Annotated in this window: 10 protein-coding genes and 1 tRNA gene; 5 read left to right on the top strand and 6 right to left on the bottom strand. The window is 34.5% G+C overall.

What is annotated here, in order from left to right:
- Positions 1–87 precede the first annotated feature (87 nt).
- The gene (locus QYS49_RS02955) at positions 88–963 is read left to right on the top strand and encodes a cation diffusion facilitator family transporter (protein ID WP_308350146.1); all 876 of its coding nucleotides are present in this window, start codon (positions 88–90) and stop codon (positions 961–963) included.
- Between the two features lie 549 nt (positions 964–1,512).
- Here the strand turns inward: QYS49_RS02955 and asnB are convergent.
- A complete protein-coding gene (gene asnB, locus QYS49_RS02950) occupies positions 1,513–3,408 on the bottom strand; it encodes an asparagine synthase (glutamine-hydrolyzing) (RefSeq protein ID WP_308350145.1) in 1,896 nt (631 codons plus the stop codon).
- A gap of 168 nt (positions 3,409–3,576) precedes the next feature.
- Here asnB and QYS49_RS02945 point away from each other — a divergent pair, with 168 nt between their 5' ends.
- On the top strand, positions 3,577–4,758 hold the full coding sequence (locus QYS49_RS02945; protein WP_308350144.1) for a carboxypeptidase-like regulatory domain-containing protein: 1,182 nt from the start codon (positions 3,577–3,579) through the stop codon (positions 4,756–4,758).
- 79 nt (positions 4,759–4,837) lie between these two features.
- Here QYS49_RS02945 and QYS49_RS02940 read toward each other — a convergent pair whose 3' ends face one another.
- From QYS49_RS02940 to QYS49_RS02920, 5 genes are all read right to left on the bottom strand, one after another.
- Positions 4,838–6,262, bottom strand: a complete 1,425-nt coding sequence (locus tag QYS49_RS02940) for a TolC family protein (RefSeq protein ID WP_308350143.1) — start codon at positions 6,260–6,262, stop codon at positions 4,838–4,840.
- Positions 6,259–7,635 carry an HlyD family secretion protein gene (locus QYS49_RS02935; RefSeq protein ID WP_308350142.1) on the bottom strand — a complete coding sequence of 459 codons (1,377 nt, stop codon included), beginning with the start codon at positions 7,633–7,635 and terminating at the stop codon, positions 6,259–6,261. Before QYS49_RS02935 ends, QYS49_RS02940 begins: the two co-directional genes overlap by 4 nt.
- On the bottom strand, positions 7,628–9,361 hold the full coding sequence (locus QYS49_RS02930) for a peptidase domain-containing ABC transporter (protein ID WP_308350141.1): 1,734 nt from the start codon (positions 9,359–9,361) through the stop codon (positions 7,628–7,630). Before QYS49_RS02930 ends, QYS49_RS02935 begins: the two co-directional genes overlap by 8 nt.
- Before the next feature lies 1 nt (position 9,362).
- Positions 9,363–10,043: a TetR/AcrR family transcriptional regulator gene (locus tag QYS49_RS02925; RefSeq protein ID WP_308351566.1), complete on the bottom strand. Its 681-nt coding sequence runs from the start codon at positions 10,041–10,043 to the stop codon at positions 9,363–9,365.
- 72 nt (positions 10,044–10,115) lie between these two features.
- On the bottom strand, positions 10,116–11,531 hold the full coding sequence (locus tag QYS49_RS02920) for an FAD-binding oxidoreductase (protein WP_308350140.1): 1,416 nt from the start codon (positions 11,529–11,531) through the stop codon (positions 10,116–10,118).
- A gap of 27 nt (positions 11,532–11,558) precedes the next feature.
- Here QYS49_RS02920 and QYS49_RS02915 point away from each other — a divergent pair, with 27 nt between their 5' ends.
- The 3 genes from QYS49_RS02915 (at position 11,559) to QYS49_RS02905 (ending at position 17,846) form a co-directional block, all read left to right on the top strand.
- A complete protein-coding gene (locus QYS49_RS02915; protein WP_308350139.1) occupies positions 11,559–12,056 on the top strand; it encodes a C40 family peptidase in 498 nt (165 codons plus the stop codon).
- Between the two features lie 76 nt (positions 12,057–12,132).
- Positions 12,133–12,206: transfer RNA gene (locus QYS49_RS02910), tRNA-Ala, on the top strand.
- A gap of 168 nt (positions 12,207–12,374) precedes the next feature.
- Complete coding sequence (locus QYS49_RS02905) at positions 12,375–17,846, top strand: PAS domain S-box protein (protein ID WP_308350138.1); 5,472 nt, start codon at positions 12,375–12,377, stop codon at positions 17,844–17,846.
- Positions 17,847–18,125 lie beyond the last annotated feature (279 nt).

The raw sequence follows: 18,125 nt of genomic DNA, 5'->3' as shown, positions 1-18,125 counted from the left end.
CATAAATTTTAGAATCCTCAACATACCAACCGAGGATGAATAAAATTTTTTGAATTCCATGTGATCATAGACGATAAACATATACACATGAAAAAAGAAAGCAGGCTTAAGTGGGTAATATTGCTCAATGTTATCATTACAGTTTCTCAGATAATCGGTGGAATTGTGGGAAATTCCATGGCATTGATTTCCGATGCCATGCACAATTTCAGTGATGTAGCTGCGCTTACAATAAGCTTAGTAGCAATTGTTTTAGCAAAGAAAGAAGCTACTTACAGCAAATCATTTGGTTATAAAAGAGCAGAGGTTTTAGCAGCTTTCGTTAATTCTGCTTTTATTATTGCCGTAGCAATTTATATAATTGTGGAAAGTGTTCAACGCTTACAAATAACCCAAACGCTTGAAATAAATAATGACTTAGTGATTTGGTTAGCGGGGATTGCTATAATTGCCAATGGATTAAGTGTTGTGTTTTTAGCAAAAGACGCAAAGAATAGCATGAATATGAAATCTGCTTTCTTGCATTTGCTTTCCGATACTTTATTTTCTGTAGCAGTTTTAGGTGGAGGTTTAGCGATGAAATATTATGGCGTCACTTGGGTAGATGGTGTTTTATCTATTTTAATTGGGGTTTATTTAATTGCTACTTCATGGCAATTGTTGTGGAGCTCTACAAAAATCTTATTACAATTTGTACCAGAAGGAATCAACATCCCATTATTGGTTAAGGAAGTTGAACAATTAAAAGAAGTAAAAAACATCCATCATATCCACGTATGGCAATTGGACGAATATACTATTCATTTGGAAGCGCATGTAGATTTAAAGGAAGATTTAAATGTGAGCCATACGCATGAAATTCAGAAAAAGATTGAAGAATTATTGCATACCAATTTCTCCATTGGGCATATTACTTTGCAGTTTGAACACGGTTTAGAGGAAAATAAGAAATTGATTCAGTAATTCAATTCTTAAATTAGACTTAGACTTTTATTTCGGAAAGACCGAAAAGGTAACTCTCTCCAAGACGCAAAGGCGCAACGACCGCGCAACGCAAAAAAAAAATGATAGTTGACATCTATGATTTAGGACTATTTTTCCTTAGGCACTCTTGATAAATACTACAAAGCTTTCAAGCCAAATGAAATATGCTCAGAGGGAGCGGGCGGGAGGACAAAACAGCGGGCCAGCGTTGGGCGAAGCGTTGAAGCATTGTTTTGTCTTGAATTTTTGTTTCTTTTTGTTCAAGCAAAAAGAAAAGGTATAAAAGCACAAAATTTAATTCCGAATGTAAATCTGTCCATTTTTTTGAAATCTCAAAATTGGTGATTTAAAGTGAAATCTGAGGTTTTAGAAATAATGGACAGATTTTTACATTAGCCTAATTTAGACATACTTTTCATTATTCAAGAGAACCCTCCTTAACGAAAACTTTGCGGCTTTGCGAGACATTTTAAGCATCTGAGACGCCTGCATACATTTAGTTATATAGTAGCAAAAGTAAGATTGTACTTAATCCATATACCCTTCCCACCACCCTTGAAAAACAATCAGTGCCCAAATATGGGCGTGACTATCTTCAGGATTACTGGAAAACAGCTTCTTTTTTAGTGCTTGAACGCCTTCCCAATCAAAAACCTCTTGCTTCTCAATTCGCTCTTTGTCCAGCCATTTGTTTTCAATATCTAATTTTAAGTCTTTTCTGAGCCAATCTAATAGAGGAACTTCAAAACCATGTTTTGGTCGATTATAAATTTTTTCAGGCATAATATCTCTGAAAGTATCCTGAAGAATCATTTTCTTCCTTTTGCCATTCACTTTGAATTCTTCTGGCAGGCTGTTGGCAAAAGCTACTAATTCATGGTCTAGAAATGGAACCCGAACTTCTAGCGCATGTTGCATGCTCATTAAATCTACCTTTTGTAGCATATCTCCTTGAAGAACCAATTCTTGATCTAATTGTAAAGATTGATTGATAGATTTAGTGTTGAGAGTTGAAAGCAATTGCTCTTTCCATAAATCGAACCCCTCAAAATCAATGTCTTCTAAAACGGCATTCGATAATAAATCTGTACTTTTTCGTGCATTTTGCAAGCTTGCCAACAACCAATATTGTGATTGAATATCGAGTTGAGAGGCATCAGCAAATTTCTTTAATTGTCTACTTATATTTCCAAATGGATTATTTCTGGACTTGGGTAATATATTCCATAGTGGACGTAATGCGTTAACCATTTTTTCTTTAACTCCGGGGTGCCAGAGTCTGTATAAAGCAGCATGTTTATTATATCCTGCAAAGAGTTCATCTGCCCCATCTCCTGATAAAGCAACCGTAACATTTTCTTTGGTCAGTTGGCTTAAAGCATAAACAGGCAAAGCAGAACTATCGGCAAAAGGCTCGGAAAAACTTTTAAGCATTTTGGGCAAATAGCCATACAAATCATCTAAGCTTAAAGAAAACACTTGATGTTTAGAGCCAATATGCTTTGCCACAGCATTAGCATATTCGGTTTCATCAAAATATGAATTTCCTTTATAGCCAATGGAGAATGTATGCAATCCATCTACTTTTTTAGAGGCAATTGCTGATATGATGGAAGAATCGACCCCACCGCTTAAAAATGTGCCTAAAGGAACATCTGCAACTAATCTTCGCTCAACAGCTTTTTCCATTAAGGCTTTCAGTTGAACTTGGGCGTCTTCATAATTGCCTTGAAAATCCTTTTCAAAAGTATTTTTCAATTCATAATAGGAATTGATTTCAACTGATTTCTTTTTAACAACTGCATATTGACCCGGCATTAATTTCTTTACGCCTTTCACCATGCTCATAGGAGCTGGCAAATAATTTAATTGTAGATAAGTATAGAGAGAATTGGTGTCTATGGTTTTTTCAATCCCAAATTTGAGAATAGCTTTTAATTCACTGGCAAAAATAAAACGGTCTTCATCTTCCAAATAATAAAGTGGTTTGATTCCGTACCTATCTCGAGCTACCAGCATTTCTTCCTTTTGTTGATCATAGAAGGAAAAAGCAAAAAAACCATTAAGTTTATTTAGAGCATCTTTTCCCTCATGAATCAATAATTGCAATAAAACTTCAGTATCAGATTCTGTTTTAAATTGAACTCCTTTGCTTTCAAGTTCTTGGCGCAGAAGTTTGTAATTATAAATTTCGCCATTAAATACTAATTGATAGCGACCATCCTCTGCGGACATCGGTTGATTTGCCTGTGGATTTAAGTCAATAATGGATAATCTTCTATGACCCAAAGCCACAAAATCACCCACAAAAACTTTTTGGAAATCAGGTCCACGGTGTTCTAATGTTTCCGTAGCCAATGAAATATTGGGAAGGTTAAACCTACCAATTTCATTAAATGCAAATACTCCTGTTATGCCGCACATGCTGCGAAGATAATCAATATTTTTTCGATTGGTATCATCAATTTATTTAGGCTTTTTAATGCATTTCTTTTCCCCTAATTGTTCAGGGGAATTGGATCAATTATATTGCGCCTCGCAATTTTTGCAAAAACTAGTAAGTCACTTTTAATTATGAAATTTAAATAATTTATGTTGTCGATAGTAAAAATTGCTGTTATCATTTTGATCGCATTATCATTACCTAAATATGCAAATAGTCAAGTTACTGTTCAAGGTGTTGTGATTTCAGAGAATAATGAAGCAGTGCCCTATGCCACAGTTCGCTTGAAATCAAATGAGGAAAGGGGCACAATCACCAATCTCGATGGCTATTTCAAAATCAATCTTGATTCAGAATCAGATACACTACTAATTTCCCATGTTGGTGAGGGAACATTCATGAACGCCATTTGCCAAACATTGGAGCTTGATACTTTTAGGTTAAGCAATAGGGGGATGGTGTTAAAGGAGATAAGGGTAACCCCTTATAGTATGTTCAATGCAAAAGATTCAGTAACGAAAGCCCTAAAATTATTTGACAGTAATCATTGGCAAGATAGCCTTCAATTAAGTGCATTTTATCGTGAATATGGAGCACAAAATGACAAGTGGGGAAGATTTTTTGAAGCGGATTTAAGCATTCAACATTTTGGATCACTCTTTTTAAATGATGACATTAAAATATCGGTTAATCAGGCCAGAAAAAGCATAGATGAATTTGAAAATACAAAAAGTTCTACCAACCCCCATTTTATACTGTACAGACCTTTAAAATTCAAATTCCTTGAACAAGAATTTGAATATATGGGATTAGAAAGTTATTCCGATAAGTGGGTTTACGTAATTCGTTTTTATAACGACACAAAAGGTAGTGAGTATAAAGGTAAACTTTACCTCGATTCAGAAGATTTATCTTTTATAGAGATTCATGCAAAGCTGTCAGAACGAGGAGCTAATAAAGTTCGCAATAAAGGTTGGGGAAAAATTGATGACCAAATCGTTCGCTACAAAAACTATAGGAGAAAAAATGATATTGTGATTAAATTTAAAGATTACAAAAATAAACAAATTCTTAGCGCAATTATAAATAATGGTATATGGACTGTAGAGAGTAAAAATGCTAAAGTAGTGTATGATTATTCATCCAATTTTTTAGTTACCGGCCTGAAAGAGCAATTTGAACCACTTCAAGAATCTGCCACAATCCCAAAAACCAAAGACTTGTTATCCAAAAATTACGAATATGATGAGTCGTTTTGGAGCAACTACAACCATCTGATTGCGGATAAAAAACAGAGGGAAATTCTTAGCCATTTAACTCCCGTTCGATAAAATGATAAAACCGACCTAAAAAAAACGGATAAAATTAATCGGCTTATTCATTTTGTAAATTGATGATTTCTAAACTTTATTAATTCTCCACCCACAATTCAGGCTTAGCTCCCAAACTATGCAACCACTGACGGTAATATAATCTGTATTTGGCCTGTAGTTCAATGTATTTCATTCTGGCATTGACTAGGCTCATCTGACGGTAGTTTATGAGGAATATACTGCTTTCTCCAATTTCAAACTTTCTTAATTCGGCTTTTAAAAGACTTTCATACTGGATCACAATATTTTGATAAGTCTCTAGCTGTTGTGTAATATTTTCAAATGTGTTTTCATATTGCCTAGCTTTATTTCGAATGGAAAGTTGCTTTTGTTGCAACTCAAAATTGGTATTTTCCAGTTTGATTTCGTTCATTCTCAGCTCACCTCTGGACTGTCTTAAAAATAAAGGCATGCTAAAGCTTAGGCCCCACTTATAATTATCCAAACCCTGAATTTCAGAGATATTACCAGCAGGGTCTTGCAATAGATTATATTCTAAATTCAATTTTGGCTTAAGCTTTTCCTTCTTTAATCGATTTTCAATTTGAAGTCTCTGAATTTTAAACTCACTTTCTCTAATTGCAGGATGCTCTTGTATGAAAATTGGTAAATTAGCCCGTAGGCTGTCTATTTTATTTTGAGAAATATTGTTGATCGCGGATGCTTTCAATTCGGATTCTTCTATTGGCTGCTCTTTTCCCCATAGAAATGAAAATAGATTCAGCTTAGCATTTGCTAAATCAACGGCTAACTGCTGGTTTTGAATAGTCAGATTTTGAAGCTGAATGGAAGCTTCCAACGTATCAATTGCAGGTTTATCTCCTTGTTCATAAGAAGTCTTATAGTTTTGAAAATTATCAGTAGCCAATTCAATAGCATCTTCAATTACTCTTTTTTGATATTGAAATTTGGCAAATTGCCAGTAGTAATTACTTCCTTCCAACAAAATATCAATAAGCAAAAGTTGGGCTTCATTTTCAAATACTCTTCTATCTACAAAGGCTGTTTGAAGTGCAGCTCTTCTGTCATCAATAAATAAACCTTGTAAAACGGGAACGCTTACACCAGCATACCACAAACCATCATTAGGTAAAGTAGCTTCATTACTTAAATACTCGCCAGCTGTCCAGTCATATCCGCCTTGAAAAGTAATTCCAGTCCTTGTTGGTAAGCTAATTCCTGATTCACTATACTGATAATAGTTTTTTTGATCGTAATATTTTTGCTTGTTTTTGGAGAAGAGTTCTGGGTCAAAATTTCCTTTGGCTGCCAGCACGGCAAAATCACCCATTTCTCTTAAATTTCGGGCTTGTTGAATAAGTGGATGGTTTTCCATTACTAATGAAAGGAATTCCTGTTCGCTTAATTGATCTGAAATCAAAGTTTCCTGAGCCTGTAAGTAAGAATTAAATAAAAACAGGTAGCTTATTGAAATGATTATATGTTTTAATTTGCTAATCATTTTTTAGCTTTTCTTTCCAATTTATTTTCTTCACTAGATTGTCCTGTGTTTTCAGGAGTATAAAAATTTGGTGGAAAACCATTTATTTGTCTCCATATCTCATACCATACGGGAACAATATCCAATAATGCTAATCCACTGGTGCCACCGCCAACTCGTAAGGCTTCTGGCCATTCAGGTTCTTCAGGATCTTGTGCAATTAAAACTCTATATTTTCCATTCGAACTGATGAACCGATCTATAGCCACTACTTCGCCTCCGAAAGTACCGTAAGTTACAATCGGCCAACCTGAGAAAACAATAGAAGGCCATCCGTCAAAAATTAATCTGACATCATTTCCAACATTAAAAAGAGGCAAATCTCTTGGCATAATATACATTTCAACTGCATATTCTATATCTGCTGGCATAATCGAAACTAATGATTCACCCGCTTTAATATTTTCACCAATTCCAGTGCTTACAGCTCGAGTAATATAGCCATTTTGTGGGGCTGTAACATAATAAAAACCAAATCGAACTTGGTAATTGGTCAATTGGTTTTCCATTTTTACTACTTCTGCTTGTGCATCTTGCAACATAGATCGAGTACTGAACAATTCAGAGCGTGCTTTTTGAAGCTTATCTGTATATTCATTATAAATGGAATTCAGCTCAATTTTAGCATTCAAATATTGATTTCTACTACTTAGCAATTTGCTTTCCATACTGATTTTTTTGGCTAAAGCTTCCTGATATTTGGAAGTTCTCAATTCTAAATCAGTTAATGATTTTAAACCTTCATCGTAAAGTTCTTTTTGTCTGCTGAATTGTTTTTCAGCAATATTTAAATTGATCTGAGCAGCTTCATAATCAATGCTGTCGGCTTGAATTTTTAATTCAGCTTGTCTAAGGTAGTTTTTAGCTTGTCTCAATTTAAGACCTCTATTTTCTTCAATGGCCTTTATTTGACTGCCTAAGGCTTCAATTTTTTCCTGGTAAAAACCTAAAGATTGTCTTTTAGCAGTGATTTGCTCTTGAGTTCTTTCAAGTAATTGAGGATCAAAATACTCATCTTTTATCTCTCTAATAAACAGAACCGTATCACCTTTTTCTACTCTATCTCCTTCTTGAACATACCATTCTTCTATTCTCCCATCAATCATGGAATTCAATTCTTGGGGACGGTGAGATGGCGAAAGAGCTGTGACTTGTCCGTTTCCACGTATGTTTTGAGTCCAAGGCAAGAAAGAGACACCAAGAAACAACAAAAAGAAAATTATTAACAGGCGTTTTAAAACCTTATCAGCTCTTATTTCTTTGAACAGACCAAAAGATCGGTACTTGTCAGTATTGACCTTATCTTTTATAGAATATGGACTTATGTTAAGCATTTTTATTCAAGCTTATTTTTTCAAACCAATCATGATTTTTTACTCCAGTTCCCGCTACATCATAAAGGACTTCACCATTTTCCATTCCAATCACCCTATCACAATTTTCTAATATTCTCATGTCATTGCTCACCATTATCACAGTTTGTGGATTCTCTTTTCTGCTAAGATATTTTGTAAACGCATGTTTTTTATCTTGGGAGATCATTCCAAATATATCCTCCCAAAGGATAAGCGTTTTATTTCCCAAGATACCTCTGGTCCACAAAATTTGTTGTTTAATTTTCTTTGGGAAGGTTCGGTCACCTGGAAAAATCATTCTTTGATAACCTAAAGGCTCGCTTTCCATGAATTCATCTAAGCCAGTAATTTTGGACGCTTTTTGAATTTCTTCCAAACTGCTCATAGGTGAACCAATACTAATGTTTTCTTCTATAGTGCCTTGAAAAATCCCGCCAGAGCTCATACAGTCACCAATATTTCTTCTTACCTCGGAAATGTTTAGATCTCTAAGAGCAGTTCCATTAAACATTATATTGCCTTTATAATTATTATACCAGCCAGAAATTAATTGCAACATTATAGACTTTCCTGCATTTGAGGAGCCGGATATTCCAATCTTTTCTCCTGATTTTATATCCAGGTTTATATTCTTAAGAAAGGCATGCTCAGAATCTTCTTCAGCTAAATTAATGTCCTTCAATTTAATAGCCATACCATCAGATTTAATTAAGGAATGGCTTCCTGACAAAAATTCTTCTAATGGCTTATCCGTTACAACGGCAATTTTCTCTACTGCAGTCAGCACATCATAAATTGATTCAATTGTAAAAATCATTTTTTCAACTGAATTAATAATAAGAATTACGATAATTTCAGCTGCCACAAACTGACCGATGTTCATTTGCTGTTCAATTACTAGAAAGCCTCCTATCAATAATAATCCAGCTGCTACAACGGCTTTAAAGCCAATCATTAATGAGAATTGATTAATGATAACATCAAAATGCGACCTTCTGGCATTCACATAATTTTCTGTATTCTTGTCGTTTTTTTCTAAAGGCAATTTTGAATCTTCTGCCATTTTAAAACTTTCAACATTTCGGGCAAGCTCCTCTAGCCAATGGGCTGTTTCATATTTATAATTTGATTCTTTTAAACTGGTTTTAAGCCCTTTTGGGCCAGTTAATCGAACTATTAGAAAGATTAACAAAATCAAAAAGAAAGAAAATATAATAAAGAAGGGGTGATAGAAGGAAATTAAGAGTAAAGCAAAAATTATTTGAAAGAAGGCTGTTGAAAAATCTATCAAAATTTTTGAAAGCCCTTTTTGAACCGACATAGTGTCAAAAAACCGATTGATTAACTCTGGCAGGTAAGAATTTTTTACCTGATCAATTTTAAACCTCGGAATTCTATAGGCAAATTCAAATGATGCCCTTGTAAATATTTTTTGCTGTAATACTTCATTTATAGTAAGTTGCCTGACTTGTAAAATACCATTGATAATAATACCTAAAATCACTAAAAAGACCAGGATTATCCATGAAGTACTTACCTGCCCTCCCATTATAAGGTTGATAATAGCTTGAATCCCTAATGGAAGTGACAAGCTGATCAGACCCGAAAAAACGGCATAGACATATATCGTAAAGACAAAGCTTTTTTCTGGCTTTAACAGGTTGATAAACCTTTTGAAAGGATGGACTTTATACGTTTCCGCCATTTTAGTTCTTTAGGTTTTTAAGTATAATCTGGTAAAAAACATTTGATAGTTCGTCATTATCTGACTGAATATCAGACAATGAAGGCATATGTGCTGCAAAATATTGCTGATGTAAAATACCCACTATACTTGTTGATGCCAAAGTATTGGCAAAACTAAATTCGGGGTTAATCTCCAACATAATATCAGCCACGCGTCTGGAGACCTTTTTAAAGGTTAAAAATAAGCCATATTGATTCTCTTTGTCAACTTCCTTTGTTAAGTACGCTTTTGATGATTCGGATATAACAATATTAATAAGTTGCTCAAAATTGAAAGTGTTAATGTTTTTATCTTCTTCAATTGGCTTGCATATTACTTCTATTGATCGCTTTAACTTTAGTTCTGGGGTTGGTAAATTATGGGTATGAAAAGCTAATTGAAGATCTATCCAACTCCAATACCAATTGTAAAAATAGAGTAAGAGTTTATGTTTACTTTCAAAGTAGCGGTAAATTGAACTTTCAGTAGTACATAATGCTTTAGCCAACTTGCCGAAGGTAAAGCTTTCTAAGCCCATTTCATCTATCATTTGCAAAGATTGAGAAAGTATTTTTCTCCCTAATTCAGAAGATTCAGGATCTTTTTGAAAAAGATGAGGGTTAAGCTCAATTTTTATAGAAGATAGTAAGTTATTCACCATTCGTAATTTTACACGCAATATTAAAAGTAATACTACCGAAAAACGAATAACTGTTGTACTTGTTCGGAATTTTTAAAATATTTTTTCAGGATTTAAAATATTGTTAGGGTCAAATACTTTTTTAATGCCTCGCATCAGGTCAAGTTTTACGTCTCCCATTGCCATTTGCATATAAGGTCTTTTAGCAATTCCAATTCCGTGCTCACCAGATAGCGTACCTCCCAACCGAACTACTTCCTCAAAGATTTCCCCTATACCTTCATTCACTTCCTTATTCCAATATTCATCACTTATGTTTTCTTTCATGATGTTGATATGGAGGTTCCCATCTCCAGCATGGCCATAGCATACAGAATTAAAGCCATATTTTTCTCCCACTTCTTTGATGAAAACAATCAATGCTGGCAGATTTCCTCTTGGTACTACCACATCTTCAGCTTTCGTAAGTGAATAGGCATTCACTGCTGGGCTTACATTTCTTCTTAATTTCCATAGCTCATCTTTTCTGGCTTGAGTATCCGCAAATAGCACTTCTCCGCCAGTGTCAAAATCTTCCAACACATTTAGAATGATTTCAGCTTCATTCATCATCACTTCCTCATCATTTCCGTCAAGTTCAATCAACAAATGGGCTTTTATGTGATCTGGTAAATCAACACTTACGGTTTCACCCATTTCATTTTTAATATAATCTTGAGTTTTTACAATAGCATCACGCTCCATAAATTCCATACCTGAAGGTGCAACTCCAGCTTTGAAAATGGCCGCGATAGCACGGCAGGCTTCTTCATTACTAGTGAAAGGAGCTAATAAAGTAACATCTTTTCTAGGGAAAGGTCTTAATTTGAAAACTATTTTAGTGATGATTCCTAAAGTGCCTTCACTTCCGCACATCAATTGAGTTAAATTATAGCCTGTACTGTTTTTCAACACATTGGCTGCAGTCCAAATGATTTCGCCATTTGGCAAAACGACTTGCATGTTCAGAACATAATCACGGGTAACGCCATATTTTACGGCTTTTGGACCGCCAGCATTCTCAGCTAAATTTCCTCCCAAAAAGCAAGTCCCTCTACTTGAGGGGTCTGGCGGATAAAATAATCCCTTTTCTTTAACAGCATTTTGGAATACTTCCGTTATAACTCCAGGCTCAACAGTAGCTTGTAAATTCAATTCATCAATAGATATTATGGTATTAAATTTCTCCATGCTGATGACCACCCCTTTTTTGGTGGGCAAAGCACCACCACTTAAGCCAGTTCCACCACCTCTAGGTGTAACAGGAATCAGATGTTCGTTACATTTCTTCATAATGGCACTAATTTCTTCAGGAGTTGAAGGTTTTAGCACCACATCTGGCATGAAGGAATAGTCTTCGGTTTCATCGTGGGAATATTTAAATTTGTCCTCATCTTGCAAAAAGGCATTTTTTGCCCCTACAATGTTTACCAATTCCTCAAAAATGCTTTGATTTGTAACAGTATCCATGAATTATTTGATTTCTGACTAAGAATTATGCTTCAACACAAATTTAGGAAAATATATTCCATCCAGCTGATTTTATTCCTACTGATTGTGATTTTCCTTTCGGGCTGTGTAACAAGCAAGAAAAAGAAGATCAGGGAAAGAAGATTAGATACCATTATACAAACAGCTCGCTCCTATACTGGGACACCCTATAAATGGGGCGGAGTAAGTCGTTCTGGAATGGATTGCTCAGGCTTATTATTCGTCAGTTTTAAAGCAGGAGAAGTTAATATCCCAAGAGTTTCTAGAGACCAAGCAAAAGTTGGAGAAAAGGTAAAATTCCGACAGCTTGAAGAAGGCGATGTTGTCTTTTTTGCTATGGGAAAAAGACGCAGAAGAATTACACATGCGGGCTTAATTACCGAAGTCAGGGGCAAAAATGATGTACGCTTTATCCATGCTTCTTCAAGCGTAGGAGTGGTGGAAGCTAATATCTATACAGATTATTATAAAAAGAAATTCAGGAAAGCGAGAAGGTATTTTTAGAAATGAATTTTTTCCATAGATTTGCAAGCCGTTGATTTATTGTATCCTGTCAATTGTCAACCGTCTATTTAATTTTGGGGCATTAGCTCAGCTGGCTAGAGCACCACGCTGGCAGCGTGGGGGTCAACGGTTCGAATCCGTTATGCTCCACAAAGCTACTTCGAAAGAGGTAGCTTTTTTAGTTTTAAATCTTATTGAATTAAATAGTTTACATTCCTTATAGAATCAAACCTTACTTTGCTAAAAGCACAGTTGCTTTATATTTTTTTGTTATATTGAATATTGAAAAGGGCTTTTACCTACCACTGTGTTATTTATATGGCAAAGAATAATTCAAATAATAAAGAACACCAGGATTCTGACAGTAATTTTTTACTAGCCCAAATTGAATCCTTAACCAAATCTGGTACTTGGGAATTTGATTTGATAGAAGATAGGTTAAGCTGGTCTGATGGTGTTTTTCAAATGCTGGGTTATAAACCACAAGAATTTGAAGTCACTTTTGAAAAAGGAGTAGAAATAATCCATCCGGAAGACAGAGAACGGGCTACTGCCTTAATGGAAGATGTTTTACAGAATGATGTGGAATACTTCATTGAAAAAAGACTGCTTACAAAAGTAGGGAATATAATTCATGTACGAACAAAGGCCAATGTATTTAAAGATGAGAAAGGAAATCCAATTAAACTTATCGGAGTATTTCAAGACATTAGTGATTTTGTGGAAGCACAAGAACAATTAGCCGAACAAAACACTCTTACTAAAGACATCATACGAAATCTACCATCAGCTTTCTTCCTTTTTAATGAAAAGGGAGAGCATTTATTATGGAACAATCAGTTGGAAGAAATTACTGGTTATAGCCATGATGAAATCGCTTCTCTTTCACCACCAGACCTCTATAATGGTAAAGAAAAAGATAAGGTTGAAAATCACATTAAAGAAGTTTTGGAAAATGGATATACTGAGCTGGAAGCCTGGTTAACTACCAAAAATAATGGAGAGGTGCCTTTATTTTTTACTGCTTCCACTATTCAGTACAAGGGCGAGCTTTGCATTTTTGGTACTGGTACGGATATAAGTAAAAGACTACAGCTGTTACATGAATTGGAATTGCTTATTAGCAATACTGATGAAGCTTTTATGTATATCGACCAAGAGCTAAATGTGATTTCCTATAACCATCAAATGAAAACACATTATGATTTATTATTTAAAAAGGAACTCAAAAAAGGGCTTAAATTAACACAATTAGCAACAAAGGATCAAGAAGAGGAATTAAACGCCATCATAAAACAAGTTTGGAAAAAACAACAAGCAAAGACTATCCTAAAGATTTCACTTGATGGGGAGAAAAGGTATTATGAGTTGAAATTCAAACCTATTTTATCAGAAGAAAATATGGTAAATGGTATATTTATCACCTCACTTAATGTAACAGAAACTCATACAGCCAACATTGCACTTAATAAAAGCCAGCAAAAACTACAACAAGTACTGGACAGTTCATTAGATACACTTTGTATCATTGATGAAGATGGGGTTTTCCAAATGGTCAGCCGCTCATCTGAGCAATTATGGGGCTATAAACCAGAAGAGATGGAAGGAAAGCCCTATGTGGATTTTTTAATAGAAGAAGATATAGAGTTAACCAAAAAAGTCGCTCTTGAGATAAAAGAAGGAAAGCAATACAGGAACTTTGAAAATCGATATAAACATAAGAAAGGTCATGTAGTACCCGTTGTTTGGTCTGCTTATTGGGATGAAGAACAAAAACTTATGAATTGTGTGGCAAGAGATGCTACAGATAAACTTAAGGCAGAAGAGCAATTAAAATTAAGTGAAAGCAGGTTTAAATCTCTAGTTCAAGAAGGAGGCGACTTGATTGGAATATTAGATTTGGATGGAAACTATAAATATGTTAGCCCAACTTCGACCTATATTTTGGGCTTTGAACCACATGAATTTATAGGTGAGAATGCTTTTGATTTTATTCACCCGGATGATAAAAGGTGGGCAATCCAAGAATTTGAAAAACTGGAAAAACAAAAGCATGTACAATTGTCACCATTTCGCTTTAAGCATAAAAAAGGAGGGTGGAGATGGTTGGAATCTCGTTTATCTAATTTACTAAAAGAACCTAGTGTTCAGGGTGTTGTAGCTAATTCAAGAGATGTAACAGAAAGAATTCAGATAGAAGAGAAATTAAAAGAGGGTAAAGAAAGGCTTGAGTTAATCATGAAGGCAGGTTCTGAGAGCATCTGGGATTATGATGTTGCAAAAAACGAACTGTTTTTAGGCGAAGGATATCGCAATAAATATGGTTTCAGTTCTTCCAAAAAGTTAAGCAATTTGGAAATGCATGACTCCCTAGTTCACCCCGATGATTATGATGCTTTCAAAACTGGAATTGAAGCAGCACTTTCCAATCCAAATGTCACTGAATGGAAGGAAAACTATCGTTATAGGAAAAAGGATGGAGGCTATGCTAGAGTAGAAGACAGAGCAGTCATATTAAGAGATGAAAAAGGAAAAGCAATTCGTGCTGTAGGTGCTATTAAAGATGTCAGTCAGCAATATTTAAGCAATAAACTCGATGAGATTGAAAAGGAGTTGATGGAAGGCAGTATTAAAGCAGAAAAATCAATTCAAGAATTGTTGCATGATTATCTAATAGGAATAGATTCTTTATTTCATGGAATGAAAACATCTGTAACATCAATTGAAAAAAACAGACTTAAAAACTTTAATTCACCTAATCTACCAAAAGAATATTTAGAACAAATAGAAAACTTACCCATTGGTTTAAACCAAGGTTCTTGCGGTACAGCTGCTTATTTAAAGCAACAAGTAGTTGTAAAAGATACTCATAATGATGAAAGATGGGAAGGCTATACGGATTTAGCCATAAAATATAACTTTAAATCTTGCTGGTCTGAACCCATTTTTAATAATAAAGGAAGTGTAATAGCCACTTTTGCTATTTACCATGATACCATTAAAAAACCAGAGAATTTAGAGATCAATATTTTTGAAAGAGCAGCAAGGCTTATTTCACTTATTCTTCAAAATTTCACTTATATAAAGAGCATTCAGGAAAGTAATGAAAGATTTAAATATATCAACAAGGCTACCAACAATGCTATTTATGACTGGAATATAAAAGAAGATCAGTTTTATTGGGGCAACAGTTTAACCCGTGTTTTTGGTCACAAAATAAATGAAGGTAGTTTTAGCTTAAGAGACTGGGCTAAATGGATTCATCCAGATGACCTTGATGAGGTATTACAAGACTTGGATATGTTTATGGCAAATCCAGATAAATCCAAATGGTCCTACGAATATCGGTTTAAAGATGTAAATGATCAATTTACTTATGTTGAAGAGGTAGGTTATTTATTAAGAGATGAGAATGGTCACCCCATAAGAATGATAGGTGCTTTAAGAGATCAAACCCAATACAAGCAAGATCAAATAAAAAAAGAACTTCAATACAAGCTCTCTCAGTTCTTTAAGAAAGAAGAAAGCTTACCTAAAATTCTTGATAGATGCATTAAATTTTTAAGTCAATTTGGTGGTTTTCAAGCTGGAGAAATTTGGTTAATGAGCCATAATCAACAAGACCTTCATCTTTCGGCTTGTTATGCAAAAAGTGGTGATAAAGAGGTTTTTTATGATGAGAACACAAAGAATTCTTTCCAACTCGGAGAAGGCTTACCAGGAACTGTTTGGAAAACGCTCAATAATGAAGTCTGGAATGAAATTGATGATTGCTCAAGTTTTATTCGACAAAAATTAGCAAAAAAAGCTAATTTAAAATCTGCCACTGCTTATCCACTTTTTTACCGCGAAAAAATTATTGGGGTAATGGTGCTTTTTTCAGATGAAGAATTAAAATCATACGATCAAAATGTGATGTTTTATAATAATTTAAAACATTATCTGGGAGCTGAAATAATTCGAAAACAACAAGAGGAAGAACTCACACTTTTCTTTGAAAGCGCTCCTGAAATATTAGCAATTGCCTCACCTGATGGCAATTTCGTAAAAGTAAATCCTGCTTTTTGTAATTTATTAGGATATTCTGAAAAAGAGCTTACTTCTCGGCCGTTTACTGAATTTATTCACCCTGATGATTTAATGGACACTATTAAAGAGTTTGGCGATACTATTTCGGGTAAACGGCACGCCAATAATTTTATTAATCGCTATAAAACCAAAAAGGGCTTCTATAAATGGATCTCATGGTTTTCCTCTGATGCTTTTGGTCAAGAAGGCTTTGTGTTCACCTATGGGAGAGATGTAACCGAGATGATAGAATTGCAACAAACTGTTGAAAATGCCACTAAATTAGCAAAAGTAGGGGGTTGGGAATACAATCAGTTAACAGGAGAGCTTTTCTGGTCGCCAATTAAAAGAGCTATTCATGAAGTAACTGAGGATTATATTCCAAACTTAGAAGATGCCATTAACTTTTACCATCCTAAAAGCCGGGGAAAGGTTTCTGAAGCAATAGAAAGAGCAGCTGAATATGGAGAATCATTTGACTTCGAGGCCATTATCATAACCCACAAAGGAAATGAAAAATGGGTAAGGACAATTGGTAATGCTGAAATGAGAGATGGTAAATGTGTTCGACTTTATGGTAGCTTTCAAGACATAAATGATCGAAAAGTTGCAGAGATTCGCCTAGAAAATCTTTCCAATAACATCCCCGGTGTAATTTTCCAGTACCATTTAAAACCAGACGGAAGTGATCTCATGGCTTTCGTAAGTAAACGTTCTACGGATATATTCGGCTACAGTCCTCTAGAGTGCATTCAAAATAATCAAGTTATTTGGAAAGGCATTGAAGAAGGTGGAGACTTACCTCAGCTACAAGATGCGATAATGAAATCAGCCGCCAGCTTAAATAATTGGCATACTAACTGGAGGTATCATCACCCTGATGGAAACATCTATTGGCATGAAGGGTACGGAAGTCCTGCTAGAAAGCCTGATGGAACTATCACCTGGGATTCGATCATTGTTGATATTTCTGACAAAAAGAAAGCTGAGGAAGAGGTACAATTAGCTAACCTAGCTTTAGAAAAGCATGCGCGTGATTTGGAAATTTCAAATGCTGAACTTGAACAATTTGCCTATGTAGCCTCTCACGATTTACAAGAACCACTTAGAATGGTTTCAGGATTTTTAACTCAGTTAGAGAAAAAGTATGGACATCAACTAGATGAAAAAGCCAATCAATATATTGATTTTGCTGTAGATGGAGCTAAAAGAATGCGTCAAATTATTTTAGACCTGCTTGACTATTCCAAAATTGGCAAAACAGAAGAAGAAAATACAGAAGTTGATTTAAACGAAGTTGTCTATGAAGTATGTTTTCTACAACGTAAACAAATGGATGAGCTTAAAGCCAACGTTGAGTTTAAAAATCTACCTAAACTTTATGGACACCCAACACCACTAATTCAATTATTTAGTAATTTAATCTCAAACTCCTTAAAATATAGTCGCCCTGATGTTCCTCCAAAAGTTATTATCAGAGCAAAGGAGTTAAAAAATGAATGGAAATTCTCCATTAAAGACAATGGCATTGGAATTGAAGAAGAATATTTCGATAAGATTTTCAATATTTTTCAACGTCTTCACAATAAAAATGAATATTCAGGTACTGGAATGGGCTTGGCAATCGTTAAAAAGATAATTGAAAATTTAAATGGACGTATTTGGGTGAATTCAAATGCAGGAAATGGAAGTACATTTTATTTTACCATACCTAAATCTTAATTTCCTCTAACTAAATGTAATTTTAGTGATTAAATTCAAGAAATCTGTTTCATACATTTTAAGTAAAATGACATAATAATTAACAAATATTTTGTAATTTTCTAATAGTAATTATGAATATGTCATCTGATATTGTATTTTATATGATAAAAGTCATTGAAATTGAGCAAGTTCATATTTTTACTATACCATTAGAATAAGTAATTTGGATGTAAAGTTTGAAGTCTAAATTAAATGTTTTATACTGTCTATAGGTGCTTAAATTAGAATGTAATATCA

This window comes from Marivirga salinae (genome assembly GCF_030503855.1).
In the GTDB taxonomy this organism is placed as follows: domain Bacteria; phylum Bacteroidota; class Bacteroidia; order Cytophagales; family Cyclobacteriaceae; genus Marivirga; species Marivirga salinarum.
The sequence above is the reverse complement of the archived record's forward strand: the minus strand, read 5'-3'. Positions and strand labels throughout refer to the sequence as shown.